Origin of the sequence: Mycoplasmoides fastidiosum, assembly GCF_024498275.1 — a bacterium.
Lineage (GTDB): Bacteria > Bacillota_I > Bacilli_A > Mycoplasmatales > Mycoplasmoidaceae > Mycoplasma_N > Mycoplasma_N fastidiosum.
Genome location: NZ_CP101809.1, coordinates 1141817 through 1165823 on the forward strand (window position 1 = coordinate 1141817; position 24007 = coordinate 1165823).

At 31.2% G+C, this 24007-nt stretch carries 17 protein-coding genes; 4 read left to right on the plus strand and 13 right to left on the minus strand.

What is annotated here, in order from left to right; genetic code table 4:
- Positions 1-16 precede the first annotated feature (16 nt).
- From NPA10_RS04075 to NPA10_RS04120, 10 genes are all read right to left on the minus strand, one after another.
- Positions 17-2047: a type 2 periplasmic-binding domain-containing protein gene (locus NPA10_RS04075; RefSeq protein WP_256547438.1), complete on the minus strand. Its 2031-nt coding sequence runs from the start codon at positions 2045-2047 to the stop codon at positions 17-19.
- Positions 2048-2058: 11 nt separating this feature from the next.
- Positions 2059-3030, minus strand: a complete 972-nt coding sequence (locus NPA10_RS04080) for an ABC transporter permease (protein WP_256547439.1) — start codon at positions 3028-3030, stop codon at positions 2059-2061.
- A complete protein-coding gene (locus NPA10_RS04085; protein WP_256547440.1) occupies positions 3023-3949 on the minus strand; it encodes an ABC transporter permease in 927 nt (308 codons plus the stop codon). The genes NPA10_RS04080 and NPA10_RS04085 overlap by 8 nt, the downstream gene beginning before the upstream one ends.
- A 23-nt stretch (positions 3950-3972) precedes the next feature.
- Complete coding sequence (locus tag NPA10_RS04090) at positions 3973-5325, minus strand: ATP-binding cassette domain-containing protein (protein ID WP_256547441.1); 1353 nt, start codon at positions 5323-5325, stop codon at positions 3973-3975.
- A gap of 311 nt (positions 5326-5636) precedes the next feature.
- Positions 5637-8489 carry a hypothetical protein gene (locus NPA10_RS04095; protein ID WP_256547442.1) on the minus strand — a complete coding sequence of 951 codons (2853 nt, stop codon included), beginning with the start codon at positions 8487-8489 and terminating at the stop codon, positions 5637-5639.
- Between the two features lie 102 nt (positions 8490-8591).
- Positions 8592-9116, minus strand: coding sequence for a YfcE family phosphodiesterase (locus NPA10_RS04100; RefSeq protein ID WP_256547443.1), 525 nt, complete (start codon positions 9114-9116; stop codon positions 8592-8594).
- Positions 9117-9238: 122 nt separating this feature from the next.
- Positions 9239-10072 (minus strand): class II fructose-bisphosphate aldolase, encoded by an 834-nt coding sequence (locus NPA10_RS04105; protein ID WP_256547444.1) that lies wholly within the window; start codon positions 10070-10072, stop codon positions 9239-9241.
- A gap of 215 nt (positions 10073-10287) precedes the next feature.
- Positions 10288-12816 carry a PTS transporter subunit EIIC gene (locus NPA10_RS04110; RefSeq protein WP_256547445.1) on the minus strand — a complete coding sequence of 843 codons (2529 nt, stop codon included), beginning with the start codon at positions 12814-12816 and terminating at the stop codon, positions 10288-10290.
- Between the two features lie 2 nt (positions 12817-12818).
- Positions 12819-14267, minus strand: coding sequence for a glycoside hydrolase family 1 protein (locus NPA10_RS04115; protein WP_256547446.1), 1449 nt, complete (start codon positions 14265-14267; stop codon positions 12819-12821).
- A 4-nt stretch (positions 14268-14271) separates the two neighbouring features.
- A complete protein-coding gene (locus tag NPA10_RS04120) occupies positions 14272-14625 on the minus strand; it encodes a PTS sugar transporter subunit IIA (protein ID WP_256547447.1) in 354 nt (117 codons plus the stop codon).
- 158 nt (positions 14626-14783) lie between these two features.
- Between NPA10_RS04120 and NPA10_RS04125 the strand changes: the two genes are divergently transcribed.
- Genes NPA10_RS04125 through NPA10_RS04135 form a run of 3 tightly spaced genes read left to right on the plus strand, consistent with a single transcriptional unit; the run spans position 14784 to position 16757 of the window.
- A complete protein-coding gene (locus NPA10_RS04125) occupies positions 14784-15221 on the plus strand; it encodes an RpiB/LacA/LacB family sugar-phosphate isomerase (protein WP_256547448.1) in 438 nt (145 codons plus the stop codon).
- 3 nt (positions 15222-15224) lie between these two features.
- Positions 15225-15797 carry an RpiB/LacA/LacB family sugar-phosphate isomerase gene (locus NPA10_RS04130; protein WP_256547449.1) on the plus strand — a complete coding sequence of 191 codons (573 nt, stop codon included), beginning with the start codon at positions 15225-15227 and terminating at the stop codon, positions 15795-15797.
- 6 nt (positions 15798-15803) lie between these two features.
- Positions 15804-16757, plus strand: a complete 954-nt coding sequence (locus NPA10_RS04135; protein WP_256547450.1) for a hypothetical protein — start codon at positions 15804-15806, stop codon at positions 16755-16757.
- 66 nt (positions 16758-16823) lie between these two features.
- On the opposite strand, the gene NPA10_RS04140 is transcribed toward NPA10_RS04135, so the two are convergent.
- Together NPA10_RS04140 and NPA10_RS04145 are read right to left on the minus strand one after the other, a co-directional pair.
- Positions 16824-18419: a PTS transporter subunit EIIC gene (locus NPA10_RS04140; RefSeq protein ID WP_265745470.1), complete on the minus strand. Its 1596-nt coding sequence runs from the start codon at positions 18417-18419 to the stop codon at positions 16824-16826.
- A gap of 115 nt (positions 18420-18534) precedes the next feature.
- Positions 18535-19317, minus strand: coding sequence for a glucosamine-6-phosphate deaminase (locus tag NPA10_RS04145; protein WP_256547451.1), 783 nt, complete (start codon positions 19315-19317; stop codon positions 18535-18537).
- Positions 19318-19675: 358 nt separating this feature from the next.
- Here NPA10_RS04145 and NPA10_RS04150 point away from each other — a divergent pair, with 358 nt between their 5' ends.
- Positions 19676-21793 (plus strand): hypothetical protein, encoded by a 2118-nt coding sequence (locus NPA10_RS04150; RefSeq protein ID WP_256547452.1) that lies wholly within the window; start codon positions 19676-19678, stop codon positions 21791-21793.
- 83 nt (positions 21794-21876) lie between these two features.
- On the opposite strand, the gene pulA is transcribed toward NPA10_RS04150, so the two are convergent.
- On the minus strand, positions 21877-24000 hold the full coding sequence (pulA, locus tag NPA10_RS04155) for a type I pullulanase (RefSeq protein ID WP_256547453.1): 2124 nt from the start codon (positions 23998-24000) through the stop codon (positions 21877-21879).
- Positions 24001-24007 lie beyond the last annotated feature (7 nt).

Sequence of the window (24007 nt, forward strand, 5' to 3'; positions counted from 1 at the left end):
TCTAAAGCCGCAAAAATTACCATGCACTTTTTAGTTCATTAAAAGCAATCAATAAATTACTTCGTAAAATATCAGGCAGGTCTTTTTCCACAAATTTATTCATTTCTGGAAAATAATTAATGATCAAGATTTTGGCCATTAATAACGCTTTTTCTTTTAATGGTTTGATTGCTTCAGCTAAGTGCTGTTCTGCAGTTTGAGATAATAGATACTCTTGAGTGTGAGTTTCTTTTTCATCAGGATTAGCAATTGATTGAATTTCATAGCTAACCCGAACATAATTATGAACTAAGGCTCCATTTTCTACTGGAGTTCTTTTTTCGACTAAAGTAGCTTCGGTAACAACTAACTTCTTAGTTGCAACAGTTGCTGGATCGGTTTCAGCATCTGAACCATCATCAAAATTAGCTGAACTTAAATAATCTTCTCAGTTAGATGCGTTTAGATTATTATAATCAGTTTTTCCACTTTCTTTTCGTCCAAAGAAAACTTCAGTTGGTGGTTCATAAAAGTAAGAGTCTTCAATGAACTGTTCGACTTGTTCTAAAGTTACATTATCATCAGTGATCTTAACGGTTGGTTGATCCACAGCTGGTGTAGTATCAGTTGAAGTTGGTGGAGTTGTGGTTGTGGTTCCAGAATTTGCTGCTGCATCAGTACCGGTTGCACCAGCTGCAGCTGGATCGGGTTCTGCTGTTTCAGGATTTAAAGGAACACCTAAAATTTCATTGTACATTTTAGTTAGCACCGGAGTGTACTGAACATAATTAAAATTAATCATTGGTCCATAAATGTATTTACCATCATCATCGGCTGTACCATCAATCAGATTAGCATCATAGCTAATGCAATTTTCAGTGCAGTTATTACTAATTGCTTGTTCTAATTCTGCTTTTTTTGCAGCAGTCAAATTTTCATCTTTTTCAGATTCAGCCAACATGGATTCTGTGGTGTCACTACCTTCAAGACTTAAACTGCGCGCCATTTTGTACAATCGGTCTAATTTAGATCCTGCAGTTGGTTTATTGTTTGTAAAAGTTTCGGGCACTTGACTAGAAAAATTGATTAGGTCTAAAGCATAAAGAGTTGCTTGATTTTTGACAATGTGTAAATCATCCCCATCAATTTCAGTTTGATTATCCCCACCATTAGCAGTAAATAAAATATCTCCATTGTACATGAAGCCTCCAGCAGAAGATCCTAGGCTTGCAGTTGGTGCAGCTAATTGGTTGACAATAACAGTAGAATCGGCATTCAATAACACCGGATTATTTCCTAAAATGCCCCGATTAATACCGTTACGAGTAAAATTATCAAACGCTGATTCTAAATTCGCAATTGTTCCGTTATTTAAATCTGGATTCACTCCAAGGGTGTTAGGATTCATTAAATTTGCAATTGACAATAAAGTGCGGGGGTCATTAACTACACCTAATTGAGGGATGTTGTTTCGGGATTTAAACCGATCGTTTTCACTAATAGCTTTAAGAATATCAGACCATTTCAAATCTTTTTCATTTTCGTGTAAAGCCGGAATAGCTTCGCCCCGATAAGCAAAATTAAAAGTTTGTAAGAAATAAGGGATTCCATAGTCCAATAAATTAATTTTGGTACCATCATCCCGAGTATAAATGTTGGTTAAGATTTCTTGAACTGGTTTTGTAAACAGGGTTAAGGCCTGGGTAGCATTGGTAATTAAATCACCATTACTATCTTTAATACCAAAAAAGGATCAGTCCAGTTTTTTTACTAAATCAACTTTAATTAAATTTTCTAAGACTGAACTAGAAACAATAGAAGCATCATAGTTATTTAAACGATAACGTGAAGGCACTTCTTCTGCAGTGTTGAAATAGTTAAAGCTCATGTTATATTTCTGACCTAAATTATTCTCTAATCAAGGAGAAATATAAGACTGGTAGTTACCAAGAATTAAACTGCCATCATTGCTGTTAGCATTAACTCCACACGCTGATAAAACAATTGCGGTTCCTAGTGTGGATAAACCTGATAGGGCAAGTCATTTTTGTTTCATTTTTTTACGCATAACTTAAACTCCTATTCTGCTCGTGACATCATTTCCATCGGATTCTCTTCAAAAGTATTGACTTGTCCCCGATGTTTTTTAACAACATCATCCTTTTTAAAAGAACGAATAATGTTGCGTGGTGAAAGTTTATTGCGGTTGGTTTTTACAATTTTAAAGATTGATAATAAAGCAATAATACCTAAAGTAATTAAAACAATTAACGCACCAAAAGTAATAGCTCATGATTTAATTCCTTTACTCATGGTATAAAGTTCAGTGGCAATTGTAGTTACCCGACCTCGCACTAGATTAGTAATAATAAAATCATCAAATGAAACTGCAAAAGCAATTAAAGTTGCCCCAAAAATTGAAGGCATTAAATAAGGAACAACAATTTTAATAAAAGTTTCAAATTTACGGTAATTTAGATCATAGCTAGCTAATAACAAAATAATGTTCATCTTCATCATTTTCGGATAAAGAGTAACAATAACATATGGAACAGTGAATGAAATTTGTGCCAAAATAATAGTTACTCAACCAAAGTTTAAACCTAGTGGTAAAAATGCAATTACAAATAAGGTTGATAAAGAAATCCCAGTAATAACATCTGGATTGATGATGGTAATTTTGGAAACATTCAAAACATTCGCCTTAGTAATTTCTTTGGCTCTTCAAATTCCAAAAGTAGTTAAAGTACCAATGACCAAAGAAATGGGAGTAACAATTGCAGCAATAATAATGGAATTGACTAATGAGCTAATGAAGTTTCCGTTATAAGATAAATCAACAAACAATCGAGAGAAATTTTCACCACTATTTCAGTTGCGTTCAAAATTTAAAACAACATTTCCCCGCACTGATGGATCGGTGAATGATAAGAAAACCACAATGATTAATGGAATATAAATTAACGCCAAAACAACCCAAATATAACTCATTTTTAAAGTTTTGAAAAAACGGTTTTGGGTGAAGAAATTAGCCAAAAAAGTTTTAAACATTGGAGTTAACTCCTTTATTTTTATTTTGGAATCGGTTAGCAAGTTTTGCTAAAAAACCAAATTCATTTGCAAATTCAATTTTGCGGTTTTGGCTTTTAACTACGGCAACAATTTTAGGAATTAACACAATCACTCCATAACACAAGAACATCACGATACTAATCACTAATGAGATCGCAGAAGAACGTGCTAGAGCAATTGGTGAATCTAACCCCAAAATACCTTGTTCATAGTTAATGTCACCAATTAATAATTGGCCGTTACTATTATCTAAGAATTGACCGACTGCTACTGTGGTGAAGGATGGTAAAAATACCACAATAATTGCAGACAGCATTGCTGCTTTAGTGTATGGGAGAACAACATATAAAAAAGTTTCTCATTGGTTATATCCCAAATCCTGAGAAGCATTCAAAATGTTACGAGGCATTTGGTCAAGAATGGTGTAAATCGGTAAGATTGCAAATGGTAGGTATAAATAAATTAAACCCAACAGACTATAACCCACCCCATAAGTAGAGTTGGCGCCACCATTAATAATGTCTAATAAACTTTTTAGTCCAATTAATTTCACTAAAAAACTACTTCAAATTGGTGCAGTAATAATTAATAAAATCAAGACTTTAAAAGTTTTAGATTCAGCAAAGCTTAAAAAATATGAAAATGGATAAGCAATAATCAGACAAATAAAAGTTGCTAAAAAAGAAACTCATAAAGAACGTCAAATTGCTGCACCAGTTGTAGCGTTTAAAACAACAAAATTATTTTGGGTGCTACCGACCACAGGAGTCAAAGCGTATAAAACGACAACAATTAAGGGAATTATCACTAAAACTAGTGATAAGATTGCGAACGGAATAATAAGCCACAAGCGTGGATTTTGAAATTTTTTAAAAATTCCAAAAACTAACTGTTTCAATTTTTTATTTACACCTCTTTCTTTTATTGTTTCATTACGTGAACATCGATTTTATCTCAAAGTAAACCGATCGTTTGGCCTGGTTTGATTTCGTCAATATTATCAACAAAAATATCACGATCATGGAACTGACATTTTAGTTCCCATAATTTACCAGTATAAATTGCATCTTCCACATAAACATCAATGAAGCCTTTGCCCTGAGGGACAACATCAAAATCTTCAGGACGCATCATGATTTGCACTTTTTCATTGGCATCAAAACCGGTCATCACATCTGTGACAATTTCAATATCATAGAATTTTAGTTGACCAAGAGAAAGATAAGTTCCTTCAAATAAATTGGCTTTGCCAATGAAATTGGACACCCAAACATTAGCTGGTGAGTCATACACTTCAGAAGAAGTACCAATTTGTTCAATTTTTCCTTTAGACATAACCACGATTTTGCTAGATAATACTAAAGCCTCTTCCTGATCGTGGGTTACTAAAATAAAAGTAATTCCTAATTCTTCATGAATTCGTTTTAATTCAACCTGCATCTGTTTGCGAACTTTTGCATCTAATGCAGATAATGGCTCGTCTAATAGTAACACTTTTGGTAGAGTAACAATTGCTCGAGCTAAAGCTACCCGTTGACGTTGACCCCCAGATAACTGGTCAGGTTTTTTAAATTCATTTCCCTCAAGACTAACTAATTTTAAAACGTGATTAATTTTTTCCTGAATTTCTTCTTTAGTTAGTTTGCGAGTTAAATATTTCTTTTCAGCATTTTGTTTACTGATGAAGGGATAAGTTTCCCAGTAAGATTTTCAGTAATCTAAATCATTTAATTCATTGTCAAGGGACTGAATTAAACTTTTTTTCACTTTGTAAGCAAAAGATTTTTGATTAGAAATTGCTGCTAAACTGGCAGTTTCTTTTTCTAAACGTTCTTTAACTTCTTTTACACGTTTAGCATTAGCAGCTAATTTATCACCGGATTTTAGTTTGGCAGCTTCTTCAACTAATTCCACTTTAACCCGCATGTTTTCAGCATTTTCTTTTTGAGTTCGCATTTTTTTCAAACCATATGCAATGTTTTGATAAACATTCATGTTGGGAAATAACGCATAATCCTGAAACACAGTTGCAGTAGCTCGTTGGTAGATGGGAACATCTTTAATGTCCAATCCATTCATTAAAATTTGGCCTTTTGTTGGCATTTCAAATCCGCCAATCATCTTTAATAAAGTTGATTTACCGCATCCACTTGGGCCTAAAATAGTAACAAAAGCCCCATCGTCAATATCTAACGACAGGTCTTCAATTACTGTTAAATTATTGTCATATTTTTTATTAATATGACGTAGTGAAATTAATGGTTTTTTGTTCATTAACAATCCTTAAAATTAAATTAAAAATAAAAATTTTATTTATTGAAAAAAATCTAAAAAATAAAAAAAATATTTGGTTTTAACATAAATGAAATTATATTAAAAAATCAAATAAAAGTTATTGTTTTTTCAAAGATTATTGTTCTAAAATTTCTTTTTTCCTCTGTTAAAACAACTCCTTTTTTTGCTGAAATTAAATAACCAAAATTTTCTTCACCAAAAAATGAAAACAAAAAAATCACAGCCTAGTTTGGCTGTGATTTCTGAGTAAAAAAATTTGCAATTTTATGACAAATAAAACTGAATTTATTCTAGTTAATTTTCGCTTCAATTTCCGACATAATTTCAGTTGTCCGTCCTTGATAATCTTTAATTCTTTTAGTACGTCGAACTAAAATATCAGTCAGTTGTTTACGTTTGTTAGTAATGTATTCTTGTAATTGAATTCGTTTTTTCAAGTTTTGTAAATTCAAACTACGGCGGTAGAAATTGTGAGAGATATCACGAATGTCTTTAGTAAATTCATCAACAGAGTTATTGGAAATTTCTCATTCCCCATTCACAAACTGTTCTGCAATTGGTTTATTAATTAAAGCATCTACAATTACTTCGGTGGATTCGTTGAAGTTATTAGATAAAATATTTTTTTCTTCTTCGCTGCCACCATGAGCTTTATTAAATTCAGTAATTGCTTTTTCACAGTCAGCAATAGCATCACGTAAACGATTAATTCGAGATTCACGATCATAACGTTCACCTTCAGTTAATTCGCGAACTGGTTCGGGAATGATTGGTTCGGGAATAATGGATTCAGAAATAATTTCTTCAACCACTTCTTCTTCAACCACTTCAGTTGTTTGAACTTCGTGAAAGTGAACTTTTTGAGCTTCATTGAATTCAAATAATTCTTCAGAATTTGATTCAAATTGATGGGATGGGATTTCAAAGTTCTCAGTTGCTAAATTCTCCACTAAGATTTGATCCTCTACATCGCTAGAGTGATGATCAGTTGTTAATAACTCTAAGTCTTCTGTTCGGGATTCTTCTTCAACTGATAATTCTTGAATTGATGAATCTTCGGTTAAATCTTCATCATTTTGATGTGAAGCAAAAAATTCTTCTTGCAGAACATTGGTTTCCACTCCAGTCACATCTGCATCAAAAACAGTCTCTTGAGCAACTTCATCAGTTTCAAATGATTCGGTTAACACTTCGTTTTCTTCTGGTAACTCTGTTCTTAAATCTTCAGAATACAATTGGTATGAGCCATCTGTTAAGACCGGTTCACTAATGGCTGCTGATTCCGCACCAAACATAGCGCTCGTTGTTTCAGTTTCAGAATCATATAATATTTCTGAAGAAACTTCTGATTCTGGAATTTGATCAACAACTTCATCGTATGCCAATTGTTCGGGTGAATTCAAAATATTTTCTGGATCATCCAATTTAATTTTTTTAACTTTTAGTTTAGCAAAGAATAAACTAACTTTATGTTTGAAGCTGCTAATAGTTTTGATCGCCAATTCACTTTCATCAACATTGCTTTCCAAAATTCGAACTGTAGAATTCGAATCTAAAACATTTTGAGTTTCATGATTAATTGGTTCTTCAAAAGATTGTTCTTCTTTAGACGCTAAAAAAGTTTCAGAACTAATGTCATCTGAGTTTGCAACTTCTAATGGAGATGATTTTTCAAAATGATTTGATTCTTCAAAATTAGTTTGTTCTTCAAAACTATAATCTATAAATGAATCTTCTTCATTCTGTTGTTGGTCGTGTTGTTCAAAAGATTGTTCAGGCTGTTCAGATTGTTCTTCTTGATGCAATTCTTCTGATTGTTCAGATTGTTCTGTTTGCTCAGTTTCTTCTAAATTTTCAGATTCCTCACCAAAAATAAAGCCAGCTAATTCATCTTCTTCATTTTCAGTCTCTTTTACCGGTGCAGGAACTTCTTTGATTTCAGGGATTTTTACGTTTGTGCTTTTAAACAAACCTGTTTGAATTCGCTCAGCAATAAATGATAAATCATTTTCAGCCGGCACTTTGGTTTCAGCTGATTTTTCATCAGAACTATTGAATTCAGTTGTAGTTTGATTTAACTGGTCAGTGCGAATTTCTTCATTAACTGTAGTTGCAGCAGATTGACCATCAATTTGAGCCATTCGGTTAATTACTTCATATTCATCTAGATCTAAAAACTTATCATTAGTAGAACGAACATAAGATTCATAGTCGAAATCAGCTTTTGGTTCTTTGACGGTTTTTTCAGTATCTACTAATTCTAGATAATCATCACCGATGACCCCTTTATCTTCGCTTTCAACTTGATTCATTGATGCAATCAATGAATCTTCTCAATCTGCTTCTTCATCATCTTTAGATTTAGTTTGTTCAAGCTCAAAATCAATTAAATTTTCATTAAATGATGGTTTATCATGGAAAATTTCATTATGAACAAAAGCTTGATCGTCTAAAGTTTTTAGTTGACCATCAATATCTAATTCTGAAGTTAAGAATTTGAAACTTACTAAGTGGTCATTATATAAGTGAGTTAAATCAACACTATTTTTATTATTATATCGGCTTTGAGAAATTGCGGCTTCTTCTTTAGTGAAGACTTTACGACGTTTTAAATGGGGAACATTTTTAACTCCATAAAAACTTTTTATAGTTATGGTGTCAAAAGTTCGGTTTTCGTTTTGAATGTGAGAATTTAAAACGGCATTTTTTAGGTAACCATTATCAATGGTAACTAAAACACTTTTATCTTCATTACTTGCTTCTTTATTTAAGAATAAAGTATAGCTCACAAACAAGATTCCGTTGCGATAACGGAATAATTCTTTCTCTGAATTATAGAACACAACTTGTGCTTGATATTTTTCCGCAAGCACAGTTGCATTGCGTTCGCTTGTTGAAGCAAAATGATTAGGACCAATACTTAAAAAATTCATCCCATCAATTTCAAAACGCACAACATGAGTTTCTACTTTTTCAGGTCAGACTGGTTCAAAATTGAATCCTTGATTAAATAAATCAATTTTAAACACCCTTAAAGCTTGACCATAAAGATCAAAGTAGAAATCAGGAATGCTAAACTTAACAGCAAATTCGACAAAATCATTCTTAATGCCAGCTTTGCTTGTAATTAATATTTTTTTCATTGTTGTATTCAATTAAATTGTTTTTCGACAAAAATTATTAAAATTTTTGCTTGTGTCTTTGGTTTTTATTTTATATTAAATAACTTTAAAACATCTAGAAAATTATGCCAGATGTTTGACTGTCACATTAAGAATTTGGTTATTTTTGATTTCAATTTCGCCATAGGTTCTTCCTGAATTACTACGGGGATAATTAATTGACCCAGGATTTAAAAGGTGAAGGTTTTCTAAAGTTTGATAATAAGGCACATGAGTATGACCAAAAATTAAAAAATTGGCACCATATTTTTCTGCTAATTGTTTTAAGTTATTACGACTTTTAACTTCTTCTCAATGTAAAACATAATGCCCATGGGTCAACAAAATTTTTTGACCCAATAAATTAATAAGATAAACATTATCTTGCGGATAATATTGTCCATCTTTGGGCAAATAAGAACCTTGGTCATAACTATCATTATTTCCCAAAATAAAATATGTTTTAGGATGTAATTTTAAAACACTTTGAGGATCACAAGTAAAATCACCAGCATGTAAAACAGCAAAATATTTTTTCTGATTAATTAATTGCCGAATTGATTCAAGACTGCCATGATTATCAGAGACAACTAAAATTGTTTCAAGCATAAAGATTCCTTCATTAATTTGATTAAAAATAGATTGCTCCAAATGTGAGAGCTAGATGTAATTATATCCAGAAGCTCTATATCTTTTTTGAAGATAAATTGCAGGATTAAAATGTTGATTTTTTATTTAAACAAATTGAAATACGATTCCACTTTGACTTTAATTGCATCAATCCCTAAATTATTTGTAATCCGCACATCATGAGTATCAGGGTGGGCTAATAAATGATCCCGTACTGCTTTTTGGTAAACAACTAATAAATCAGTGGCAATATTAACTTTATTGATTCCTGAAGCCACACATTGAAGAATTTCATCATAAGCAATCCCACTAGTACCATGCATCACTAGGGGGATTGGTAAATTAGCCCGAGTTTGTTTAATCAATTCATAATTTAAACTTGCAGCTTTTTTATAAATGCCGTGGGAAGTTCCAAAAGCAATTGCTAAACTATCTGGTTGGGTTTTTTGATAAAAATCTAGAATTGTACTTAATTCTAATTGATCAGATTCATCCGCAACAAGATCATCTTCTTTACCGCCAATTTTGCCAATTTCTAATTCTAAAAAAACATTTTTGGAACTAGTAATTTTTTTAGCTAATTGGGATAAACGAACATTTTCTTCATAACTAAAATGTGAGCCATCAAACATGACTGAACTAAATCCGTCATTAACTGCTTTTTCTAACAATTCTAAATCTAAACAATGATCTAAATGTAAAACAAATGAAGCTGAAGACTTTTCTAAAACATTTTTAACCATTGGGATTAAATAATCATAACCAGCTCATTTCAATGAACCTTGTGAAATTTGAATAATGACTGGTTGATTGAGTCTTTCAGCAACCTGTACAACTCCCTTTAAAGTTTCTAAATTCAAAATGTTAAAAGCCGGAATGGCTTGGCGGTTTTTTAAAGCTGTTTGGAATCATTTATCCGGATGAATAATATTCATATTATTTACCTGTTATTTCAAAAATTAATTTTCTTTATTAATGATCAGATTGTTTACTTAATTCAATTAATAAGGATATTTATTTCTTTAAAGAATTTTTTTAATCTTAAGTTTATTGAATTTGCATTTGTTTTAATTGATAAATAAATACATTGCATTTAAATAGATATGCAATGTATTTAAAATTTTAATGTAAAAAATAATGCTAGTTTTAATTATTCTTTTAACAAATCAGAGTTTGCTTCAAAGTATGCTGTCACAGCATTCACATCATTACTTAAATTAATATACTCTTTAGCAGACATTTGTACCACTTTAATTTGGTCTTTAGATCCCTCATTTGCTAATGCTTGATAGTTAGGTTTTAGTTGAGGTGAAACCAAAACAATATCAGCTAATTTAAATGCTTCAGCATGATTGCCAAAAGCAAAAGCTGTTGCTTCATAATTCAAATGATGTTGCTGTGCTGCTTTATTTAAATTATTTGCCAGCACTGATGAACTTCCAGCCCCAATACACAAACATAAAATTTTTTTAACTGGTTTTTTGGAAGTTGAATTTGTTGGTTTATTCTCAATTATTTCACTCATAATAGTTTGAGATTTGGAAGGGTGAATTCATTCTAAGTAATTTTGATATGGGTTTTGGGTTTGGGAAATATGAATAATTTGATTGCTTAAATTAACTTTTGTAATTAAATTATTATTTTTTTCGGATTCTAAAGTAGCGATAACATCAGTTGAAACTTGATAGTTGGGATTTTTAAAATGATTATAGATTTTACCCGCAAAATAAAAACGAATTGGCAAATAGTTTTCGTTACGTAATTGATAAATTTGATATTTTAATTCCAATTCCATTTTTTTACGGAAGTATCATAAAATTGGTTCATTATCTTGGGTTAATTTAAAGCTAAATTGTTGAGTATTTAAGTTAGTAATTTCTGCATTTCATTTATCAATCTTAGCTTGTTGTTTGGCATTCAATTGACCAGCAATTGTTAGAATATCATTTTGATAAATTTCAACTTTTTGCTGCAAAGTCTCAATTTTGGTACGTTGTTTTTCGATTCATGCTGTATGCTTATCATTAAGTAATTGAATTTTATTTTCCAGCTTTTTATTTAATTTTTCTAATTTTTTATTTAGTTTAACAGATGAGTAAAAATTAATATTGTCATTATGTTTTTTAACAAATGTTTGTTGCAATTGATCTGCTGAATTGTTTTGATCCTTTTGAGTTTTTTTGGCTAATCGCAATTGTTTAAATGCCAATGGATCAAAATTGAATCATGTCCCCCAAATCACTTGTAATCCACTAACATAGAGTTTGTTTGGGTTAACTAATTTTTCTTGCTTTAGTAAAATATTGTCATGAATTTTGATAAATGGTAAATACATGAAGATTTGTAGCAAGAAACCAATAATAATGGAAAAATAGACTCCCACTTGGTTAAAGTTAGGAATTGCTGTTCTTAAAAATCAAGGAGTTGGTCATGGTAAATTACTCCCTGCGCCATTGAATAAACCCAATTGTCAAAAAGTCATAACTGGAATCACACTTAAAATTGGTGTCAATAAAAAGGGGATAACATAAATCGGATTAAGAATTAATCCAGCACCGAATAACAATGGTTCATTGACTTGAAGCCAAATTGTTACTGATGAATTTTTTCCCACAGTTTTTAACTGATCTGATTTAGCAAATAATAGATATAAAAACGGCACCATAAAAGTGGCGCCTGCTCCACCCGCATCAGAAAAACTATCAATTACATTTTCTACAAAAATATGGGTTCTACCGTTGGATCAAGAATAAAGCGAAGTGGAGTTAGGATTGGTTAGTAAATTTCCGTTTTCTGTTAAATTAGATAAAAGGATTGGTTGAAAAATAGCTCCAGTTCAGTTGGGTTGAATGCCAATAAATCAGGAAAACGGTTTAATAAAACTATAAAAAATAGCCAATCCTCAAGTGTCATTAATTTGGTTAATGATTCGGGAAGATAATTGGGTAAAAATCCAAATAAATAATGGTGCTCCTAATAAAATATTGAATCCTAATGAAATTGAAGAAACTAAAAAGAAACTAATAAAAACCGGCACAATTGGAGTAAAAGCTCGGGAAATAATTTGTGGTGCACTAGGTGATAGCCGTAAAGTAATATTATGTTTATAACACAAATAAAAAATCAATGGTAAACATCAACCCAGAATAATTCCTGGTAATAATCCTTGTGACCCCCATAAGACTGCAAATCGGGAATAACTATTATCCCCCACTTGATAAGCGTCAATAGAAGCGGGAATAATGGCTAGAATAATGTAAGAAATTAAACAAGTAATATAAACAAAAATCGCAGGAATTTGTTTCTGGAAGTTCAAACGAGGATTCAGGTTTTTAGTCATGACATAACCAAGTTGAGCAGCAACTAAAATGCCTAAAAATCCACCACTTAAATCCCAAACCGTTAAAGTAAACCGGCTCCAATTATTTCAATGATAGTTATTAAAAATGTGTTCATTTAAATAATCAGCATCATAAGCAATTGTCAAAATAGCCTGAGGTAAAGCAAACAATAAAAGGAATAATGCACCAACAATGATAAACATAATGGTTTGAATCATGGCTTGCATTAATGACTTAATTAACAAATTAGAAGTAAATCGAGTTAGTCAACGATTTAAATAATTGGCTGAAGTTTTAGCATACTGTCTAAATTGTTGTTTGGTAATTACAGGATTCATATTTAATTAGATTGACTGTATTTAATTTTTTGATAATCAATAATTTCATCAACTTTACGATAATCTAAATCAAGTTGTTTGCTATCTGTTAATTGTTTAAATCAGTTCCCTGATTTTTTAATTCTCCGCGCATAATTATTTAAATCAAGCTCAATTAATCCGTACCGGTTTTTGTAAGCATTAATTCATGATCAATTATCGATCATTGCCCAGAGATGATATCCAAAACAATTGCCGCCTTTTGCTACTGCTTGGAATAAATAATCCAAATGCTCTGCAATAAAACTAATACGGTAATCATCTTCAATTTGTTGAGTCTTCAGATTTCTTCAAATACCTTCGTTTTCTACTCCCATACCATTTTCACAAATCATTCAGGGGAGATTGTGATATTTGGTTTGGATGATTGCACTAATTTCTAATAATGTTTCAGGATGAATTTCTCACCCACGAAAATGATTAAAACGACCTTGATCCCATTTTCATAATTTGAAAGGTCATTTATCATTTTGTTCTGATATTTCAACCCGAGTAGGCGCATAAAAATTAACCCCTAACCAATCAATTGGATTTGCTGCAATTTCATCAATTTCTGTTGGAGTTAAGTGAAAATCACAATTCATTTCTTGTAAGAATGATCGAGTTTCAGCTTCGAATTTACCTAAAATAGCTGGTGAAAGAAAAAAGTAATTATGCAGATGATTGTATTTATTAGCTGCTGCAAAATCTGCGGGCGTGAAATTCTGATTATCTTTAGGGTAACAATGAGCTCAGTTTAAAACGATACCAATTTGAGCATTTATGTGTTGATACTTTGTTTTAAATAAATTAACAACTCGAGCATGGGCCAAAACAATGTTGGCCATACATTGATAACCTAATTTTAAGTTGTCTAATAATGGATATCGTTTTTTGGATCCGGTATAGCCTTCTAAAGCGACAATTGGTTCATTAAAAGTGGCAAAATATTTGACTTTACTTCCATATTCCTGGAAAACAACATCTGCAAATTGTACAAATCCTGCAATAGTTTCAGGGTTGTTTCATCCATCATTTTTATGATTAAAAAAATAAGCTGGTAAATCAAAATGCATCAATGTAACAATCACATCAATATTTAAAGCAGCTGCATAATCTAAAAAGGCATGATAATAATCAATGCCAGTTTGACTCAGTTTATTTTTTTCAGGAAAAATACGTGATCAAGAAATGGAAATTCTGATTGAGTTAGCACCCACAGCTTGAAAAAGATTTAAATCCTCTTGGTATTGAACCATCATGTTGTTGGTGTAACTATTATTAATTCCATGAAAAAAACTTTGTGGAGATTCAGCAAAAAATAAATCTCATTCTGTTCTTGCTTTAGGAGTAATGCCCAATCCTTCTACTTCTTCAGCGGCGATAGCACCACCTAAATAAAACTTATCGGGAATTTTTATAAATTTATTCATTGGATTATTTAGCTTTATGTAATTCGATAATTTCTAAAACTAGATCTTTCAATGTCAATGCATTCATTAAATGGTCTTGAGCATGAATCATTAAAAGAGTTAAATCAATTGGAAGGCTTCTGGCTTCTTGTTGTAGTAGGTCAAATTGGATTCGATGTGCTTCGTGTAAATTTTCTTCGGCTGCTTTAAATAATTTTTCTGCAGCTGTAAAGTTTTTTTCTCGAGCATTTTTTAAAGCAATTAAAAGATCGCTTCGAGCATCTCCAGCATACGCAATGATGGAAATAGCAATTTGGTTAGTATTTTGGGACATAAACAGATAAAAAAACATTAAATTATGTAAAAATGAAATTTTCATTAAAAATAAGCTTAAATTTAATTTTTTTCATTTTTATCGCTTTAATTATAGTTATTTTTTTATGATTAATGAAAAAAGGTAATTTTTTAGATAAAAATAAGAAAAATTAGTTTTTTTATAAAATATTAGTGAAAATTCCATTTAAGAAATTACAAATTATGAAAATTAAAATTTACGCATCACCAGATAATGGTCATTTTGTTAAAAACATTTTGACCACTCTGAAAATAGATGAACATCTAAGTTTGGTTTTAAACGATAATGAAAACCTAAATTTTTCAATTTATGACCAAATTTTGCAAGAAATTGCTGAACAAAAATATGACCGAATTATTGTCATTGAACAATACGGCATTGCTGGATTTATGTATTTGACAAAAGACTTGAATTCCATTGTTGCTTTTGTTGAAGACCAACACTCCGCTTATATGACTCCATTACACAACAATACCAATATCATGATTTGCCCTTTAGCTACTATCGGATTAGAAAATTTAAAAGTCATTATTCAAACTTTTTTGGATTCTAAATTTGAAGCAGCAAGACATTGAGTCAGACTTGAAATGTTAAAAAAATTAATGCAACCAAAGGATTAGTTTATGAAAATTGCAATTGGATGTGATCACATTGTGACTCCCATTAAAAATAAAATTGTGGAAAAACTAGTGGAAGCCCATCATGAAGTTTATGATTGTGGAACTCATGATTTAGAACGAACCCACTATCCCCTTTATGGTCATGCTGTTAGCACTCTTGTTGCTCAGCAAAAAGTCGATTATGGCATTGTTATTTGCGGAACTGGAGTAGGCATTGCCAATTCTTGTAATAAAGTAAAAAATATTCGCTGTGTATTAACCAAAACCCCCTTAATCGCCCAACAAGCCAGAACCCAATATGATGCAAATGTGTTAGCAATGGGTGGAGAAATTATTAATTTTGGCTTAATGTGAACAATTATTCAAAATTTTATTAATACAAAATTCAATCAAGAAAATTCGGGCATTATCGATAAAATAAACGGCAAAATTTCTTTTGAAAATTATCAAACCGATTTACTAGCCGAACAACTGCAAAAATGGAATTGTGGTTGTTATGAAGATGATCAAAAAACAGTTGATGATGAACCAATTCATTATTTACAATTACCCGAAATTAAAGTGTTTAAAAAATAATTGTTTATGAATAAAAAGATTTCTTATAAATTAATTGCTGAAAAAACAGGTTGTAGTCTTGCAGTTATTTCTCGTTTCTTCAATAATAAGCCGATCAAAAAAGCTAACCAAATTATTCTTGAAGAATATGTGAAAAATGCTCAAAATGCCGAACAAATTAAGCGATTAAAAAAGACTAAAAATCAAGAGAAATCAGTTTTATTATTATCAGTCTCTTTTCAAAATCACCAAAATTACCAAGTTATTCGAGAATTAGATAAAAATTTAAATGATAAGTTATTATTTTTACATCGGGTCAAAACTAATAATGAAAACAATTATGCACACATCATTAAGAATTTGAAAAAAATTCAATTTAGCTATTTAATTGTTTTTTATAACGTCAAACTTTTTGATGATAAAAAATTTGTTAAAGAACTAATTAAAATTAAAGATCGGGTTTTTATTTATGGAACAAAATTACCAGAATTTCAATCTTTTTATGTCAACGAACAAAGTGGAATTAAAAGTTTATTAACCAAAATTAAAGCTAAAAACAAATTCAAAAAAATTGCTTATGTAGGTGTTGATCCAACAAGTTCAACCATTGATCAACAAACTTATCAAAATCGTTATCAAGCCATTTTAGACTGGAATCAAAATGAAAATTTACCAGTTGAAATTTTCTTATGCCCCAACAACGAATTAGAAACTGCTACTAATTATCTACGTGATTCTTTTGTTATTGAACCTGATTTAATTATTTGTGGTAGTCACACTATTTTTCGGGCATCAGCTAATTTCAATAATCATTCAGTACAATTTAGTGACATTGGTTATATGTCGTTAAATGATGCTTTTGCTAATTTTAGTTTTAAGATTTTAATTAACTACAACTTAATTGGCCGAAAAATTTTTGATGCCATTAACATGCAAGAACATACTAATTACGAATTAGTTCCTGTCATTATTTCTAAATAAAATTCATCATGTGCAATAAAAAAAGCGGTTAAAATTAACCGCTTTTTTTATTTTTTAAATTATTTGTTATTGTGACTTGATTAATTTATTTAACTGGTCAGCAACATGTTCCACATCAGTACCAATAATAATTTGATACCCCTTATCACCAACCCGAATGACTCCTTTAGCTCCGGTTTGCATGATTAGCTGGTCATTAACTTGATCTTTAGCGTTTGTTTTAAGGGTTAAGCGTAATCTGGTTGCACAGTTTTCTACAAGTTCAATGTTTGTTTGACCAAGAATATTTAAAATATCTTTAGCCATAGTTTGGTATTTATCTGTAACTACTCCTTGAGTTTGATGTTTCTGTTCTGCTTCATCAAAAATATTACGTTGTGAGCTAACAACTTCAGTTAAACCCAACTGTTCTTCGCGACCAGGAATTGCAATTTTGAATTTTTTAATTACAAAAAAGAAAACAAAATAATAAACTCCAAACATAACTAAAGCAAAAGCCCAGACTCATAAGGGATTAGCTAAAATACTAAATTCACGTGCTAGTTGTCATGATAACCCAAAAGAAACAACATAATCAATAAAACCCGCAGAAAAACCAATTCCAATGGACATTTGGGTTAAAGTCACTAATGCATAAAAAATTCCGGTTAGTAAGGCATTAATAACATATAGTAAGGGTGAGACAAAAATAAAAGAAAAAACTAGTGGCTCATCAATTCCGGTTAAAAAAGCTACTAAAGTGGCACCTCCATAAAACAGAGCCATTTGTCGCCGTTTCTTTTTATCTGCTGTCATGATCATCGCCGCAGCTGCTCCAGGTAGCCCGCCTAGAAATAACGGAAAAAATCCCGTTGTAAATAATCCTGAACCAACAATCCCGTTTTGGAAAGCTGTAATATCACCATTAACTGTTAATTCAGTTTGGGTAGTAATGGAATGACCAGTAATTGGTAGTTGAAATCAAACAAATACATTAATAATGTGATGTAATACAAATGGTTGTAGCAACCGGTTTAAAAAAGCATAAACTCCACCCGAAACCGCTTGGACTCCTCCTTCAGAAGCAGCTAAACTTTGACCAATGTTAATTAAAGCAAATTGTAAACCAGGTCAAACAATGGCAAAAAACAAACCTAAAGGAATAACAGTTAAAACTCCTAACATCGGTACAAAACGGCGCCCACCAAAAAATGAAAGGGATAATGGTAAACGCACACTTTTGTAACGATTATAAATTAAACTAACCAAAACTCCAACAACAATTCCTCCTAGAACACCCGTATCGAGTTGATATACTGGCTTGTTATTTCTTAGAAAATAAAGTAACATGGATTTATTTTCTAAATTTTCAGCGGTTGCGACATTGCTTCAAATCGCACTAGCTAAAAAATCTTCTTTTAAAAGTGCAGTCATGCCAAATCACACAATCGCACCTACTAATGCCGCTTCGCCGCGGTTATCCTTAGCTAAACCAAAAGCTACTCCAATGGCAAAAATAATTGCTAAGTTATCAAAAATAACTTGACCTGGTGTGCTTATTAATTTACCAATAAAAACTTGTGCACTACTAATACCAACCGATCCGTTACTCAATGGGTCAGTGATTAAAACTCCAATACGGAGCAGAAGCGCAGCGATCGGTAAAACCGCAATTGGAAACATTAAAGATTTTCCCAGTCGCTGCAATTTATTTAGAATTTTATTAAAATGATTTTTGATTCGGTGAGGTGTTTTATCAGTGTGGCGCATAAGTTTATTACCACGCTGTTTGAAAATATTAAGTAACACTGTTAGACCCCTTTTTAGCCATCGCTAGGGTCTGCTCGCTCAATAAACTTGCTGCTTCTTTATCAAGGATAAAGGTGCAATTGGGGTGTAATTGTAAAAAAGAAGCTGTTATTTGACTATTAGGATCTTCTTCTAACATCTTTTTAGCAACAATTGCTTTATGTTTGCCAAAAGCAACCATGATTGCTTCTTTGGTGTGTTTCAGTAAAGTCTGAACCCCCATTGTAATCGCTTGTTTAGGCGCTTCTTCTGGCGATGAAAATTTATTTTTTGTAATTAAATCAGTAATTGTTTCACTAGTTAAATCAACCACGTGAGTTTTACTAGTAAAGGATGTGCCTGGTTCGTTATAAGCCATATGCCCATTGATCTCTAAGCTAATGTATTGGAAATCTATGCCTCCATGATTGATGATTTTGTTTTCGTATTCCATTGCTTCAGTAAACGGATCATTTGCTTCGCAATTGGGAATATTAATTTTGTTTGTGTTAAGGTCGATATGATCAAACAAATTATTTTTCATTTGTTGGATAAAAGATTCTGGATGCTCTTTATTGATCCCAAGAAATTCGTCAAGATTAAAAGTAGTAATTTCCTTTCAAGAAGTTTGATTTTCTTGATGATCCTGAATCAAATATTGATAAGCTGGAATTGGTGAAATTCCAGTTGCAAAACCTAAAGTAACTTTAGGATTTTGATGAATTTTGTCAAGGAAAAGTTGGGCGCAGTATCTTTGTAAGTCATCAACTTGATCAAAAATAATTATTTTCATATTCAACTAAATCCTTTCCTTTTTTCTAAATAAATATAAAAAATAACTCTTTTATATTTGCTGATTAAATTATATCACTCTAAAAATTTGTAACTTTTTTATCGCTTAGTTATTCATTATGACAAGGTTTTAATTTGCTTAAAAAACTAAAATAAGAATATTTTTTAAATTGAAATTTTCATTTTTAAAAATAAATAATTTTTGGGTGAAAAATTCATTTTTAAAAATTTATCCCCATATTTTTAGATTCTGTTCTTCTCAAAAAAAAAAAAAAGACTTTTGTAAAATGAGTGATGTTTAAAGATTTTTCTTTGGACATCTAAAAATAATTTTTAAGAAAATAAGGACTTTTTAATTAATGAAGAAATTAAAATTCATTCAAAAAAATAAATTATGATTAGCCAGTTTAGGAGTTGCAACAACAAGCAGTTTAGTGCTTGCTGCTTGTGGTGCTCAATCTGGGGTTAACAATAGCAGTAACACACCAAGCGATAATGCCTCTGATTCTTCTAATAAAAATGCGAATCCTCCTAGTCAAGATCCTAAGACAGATGCAAATAAGAAAACTCATCAACCCCAAGTTCCAGTTGTACCAACAGCAACTGAAGAACAGAAAAAATTTGCCGAAGCTGTTTTACAAACTCCTGGCTTATCTTCAATCATTAAGAATAATTTAAATGATTGGAAAAATAGTATTACCACTCAATTAGCAAAAGTAACTTTGATTGATGATTTTAACCAAGAAAAAGTGAAAGATTCAGAAACTGCACTGGGTAAAACAGCAGACACAGCAGCAGACTCTGATGCTGCTACTGTTTTTGCATTAGTAAAAACATTAAGTAATAATGTTAATTCAGCACAAGAAACAACTATTAAAGATGAGCAGAAAAAACCATTTCAAGATGCTTTAAGAAAAGTATCTGATGGTGCTGAAGATCTACTTAAAAAATTTCAAGAACTACCTAAGAAAGATGATGCCAAAAAGTTAAAAAATTTACAAACTCAATTAACAACTGCTATTGACAACTTCTTAAAATCTACTGAAGCTAATGTGCAAACGCAATTAACTGCTTTAGTTACAGCTAAAAACACATATGAAGCCGAAGTGAAATTAGTTGCAGCTAGATTAGTAAACGTTGAAAGATCAGCTTTTATTTTAGATAGCGCAACTTCTGAATTAGATAATTTTGTTAACAATGATGTAACAACTTTTTTACAAGGAACAGACGGTTCTACTCATACCACTACTTTAAATCGTTTAGTTACAAAAGTACGGACTGGCGTATTAGGTGAAGCTGGTAAAGATTTATGAACCACTGGTAATGATGAGTTAACCGCTGAGCGCAATGCTCCAGCTAACACTGCAGCTAAAAGTACTAAATTGTATACAATTATTGTTGGTCTTGCTGATCAATCAGTCGCATGAAATCAAATTAACAATGAAATTAAATCATTGACATATAACCAAGCTTTATTATCTAAATTAGCAAGTGCAGTTAATTTATTAGCACTACATGTGGAAAATCCAACCCCACTAGATGTGGCACGTTTAAATGCGTATTTAACAAAAGATAGCGCTAATGTAGCTAAATTGTTAAGCCAAACGGGTGATAATGGTATTAAAAATGTTTTAGAAAAAATCGCAAACGGTGTGCAATCTTATCAAACATACTTAGTTGCTGGTAGTACAACAAATGCTTTAGCTAAATTAGTTCAGGATTTAAAATCCTTGCATGATGGTATTACTGATACCAGTAAAACAGCCGATAAAACTAAAATTAATGCTTTTAAAACCCAAGCCGAAGCTTTAGTAACCAAATTTATTGCTTTCAAAAAAAAGTGAAATAAGTTACAACCTAATTTATGAACCACAAACCAAAGTACTATTTTTTATCCGCTATTACAACAAGCAACTGCATTAAATCAAACCATTGGTGTTTCAAAAAATTATGGTAATGTTTTAGAAGTTGTTAGCGCTGTAGAATCGTTAGGAAATCACATTCAAAAAATTACAAGCGCAACAGAAGCAGTTCCAGCGACACAAACCGAACAAAATAAAAATACTGCACCATTAATGCGCGCATTAGAAGTAATCATTACCGACATAAAAGGAACAAGTGAGGGAACTTTTGGTAAAGCTTTAGATGACTTTTCTAAAATAACTGGTTTATCAACAGATAATCAAAATAAATTAAATGCGATTGCTAAAAATTCAGATAAATCCGGATATGTTTATACTGATTTAGTAAATGGAACAACAAAATCAGGCGCTAATCATGCAAAGCTTTCATTTGAACAACTGAAAACTGAATTAGTTAAATTACAATGAGGTAACAACAAACAATTAACTACTGTTCAGAATTTATTAAGCAGTCAATTGCGTCCTAATGCCGGTAGTCAAACTGCTAATCTAAACGATCATTTAGCTACTTTATTTAACAATGGTACAGTTTTAGTTGATAACGAAAATCATTAAGAATTTAAAATAATTAAACGATAAAAAACAAATGCAACTACTTTAAGAAGTAGTTGCATTTGTTTTGGAAACTATTTTAATAATTAATTTTTTGTTTTTAAAATACAAAAACTATAAGGTTCTAAAATGAAATTTGAATTGTTTAAATTTTTATAATTTGTTGAGGAATTATTTGAATCAAAAACTAATTCATAATTTTGGATATTTACACTTAATTCGCTTGGATATGCATGATAATTAAAACCAACCAAAAGTTTGGCTGTAGCATCATTTAAAGTATACAAAATATTTTTATTTTTATCCCATTCAACTTGAATTTGTTGACGAATTTTTTCCCGATCGTTCAAACAAAAAACTGGATATTCTTTGCGAATTGCAATTAATTTTCGAATTTTTTCAGCATTAGCAAAATGTTGCTTTAATTGATCTCATGGAAATTGATTAATTGCTAATGGGGCATTATAACTATTTTCAACCAATTTTTTAGAACGAAATAATTCTTGGCCCCCATGTAAAACCGGCACTCCTTGTGCTAATAAAACACATGCAGTAGCAAATAAATGAATTTTCTCTTTTTTAGCTGAAGACCAATCTTGCAAATGAATTTGTAAGTGATCTCATAAAGTATAACCGTCATGAATTTCAACGTAGTTCATGGAATTCATCGGTAAATCAAAAAATTTAGCTCCCTGATTAACCCCAATGGAACCAGTCAGAATTTCGCGCATTGGCTCTAGAATATCTTGTCCGTTAGTTCAATGATTAGCATTACCCCGCAAAAAGTCACGACTTACATCATTGAAAAAACCAAATTCTTTCAGCTCTGATGCATAAGAAAAATCAGCAAATTTACCCCAAAACTTGCGTTTCATGATTCAACCTTCGCCATAAAGTAAAAGTTGGGGATAATGATGTTGTGCTCAAGTTGATATTTTCTTAAAAGTTTGAAAATGCAAAATGCCCATTAAGTCAAACCGAAAACCGTCCACTTGATATTTTTCTGTTCAAAATTGAATTGAATCCAAAATGAATTTATCAACCATTTTTCGCGAAGAATTAACATCATTACCACATTGACTATCTGCTAATAGTTGGTTGTTGTGATCATATTGGAAAAAATAATAAGGCACTAATTGATTGAAAGCAAAATTATCAGGATCATAAACATGGTTGTAAACCACATCCATAACCACACCAATGTGATTTTGGTGTAAAGTTGCAATTGCTTTTTTTAATTCCATAATCCGTGCATAAGGATCGTGAGGATCAGTTGTATAACTTCCTTCAGGAACGTTATATTGCAACGGATCATAGCCCCAGTTGTAATCTGTTTCAGTTACTGATTGGGCTTCATCAATTGTTGCAAAATCATAAATAGGCAGTAATTGTACATGACTAATCCCTAACCACTTCAGATAATCTAAACCAACTGGATGATTATTTTCATCGGTTAAATTAGTTTCAGTTAAACCTAGAAATTTATTGCGATATTGAAAGTGTTGGTGATCCGTAAAATCCCGAATGCTAATTTCATAAATAATTGCATTGGTTGGTTTTTCTAGTTGAATTTGTTGGTGTTGGGGAGTTGCTGCTTCAATTTTATTTCAATCAATTACAAATGAATGTTTGTTATTAGCATCAGAAGAATGTGCATATGGATCGGTTGTGCGAATGGTTTGAAAATTAATTTTAGCTTGGTATAAATATTTATAAGCCTCATAATCTCCGTCCACTTGAGTTGCTCAAACTCCTGCAGGATTTTTCTGCATTGAACAAATTATTTCTCTACTAGTGATTGGATCAATTAAAACTAAATCAACTTGAGTCGCAATGGGTGTTCAAACTTTAAAAATGGAAAAAGAGGGATTATAAGTGCAACCCAAATCATTTTGATCATAAAAAAAGGTTTGATCAAATTCTGCACTCCGTACCATATGACCATAATGCAGTTCAAATTGATTATTTTTATCGTCTGATAAATAATATTGATGACCAATAGTTAATGGTTCTAAAATTTCAAAACGAAATTTTCATTCAGTCCTTTTTGAAGGCGAAGAAATTGGTTGCTTGTTGACACTTAATGTTCTAAGTTGAAATTTTTGATTATTGCTATCAAAAATGAAAAATGGAGTTTGAAGATTGTATTCGAATTCTGATTGAAAAGATAAATCAATAATCTTTCAATCATTTCAATATGCAATGGCCAAGGAAATT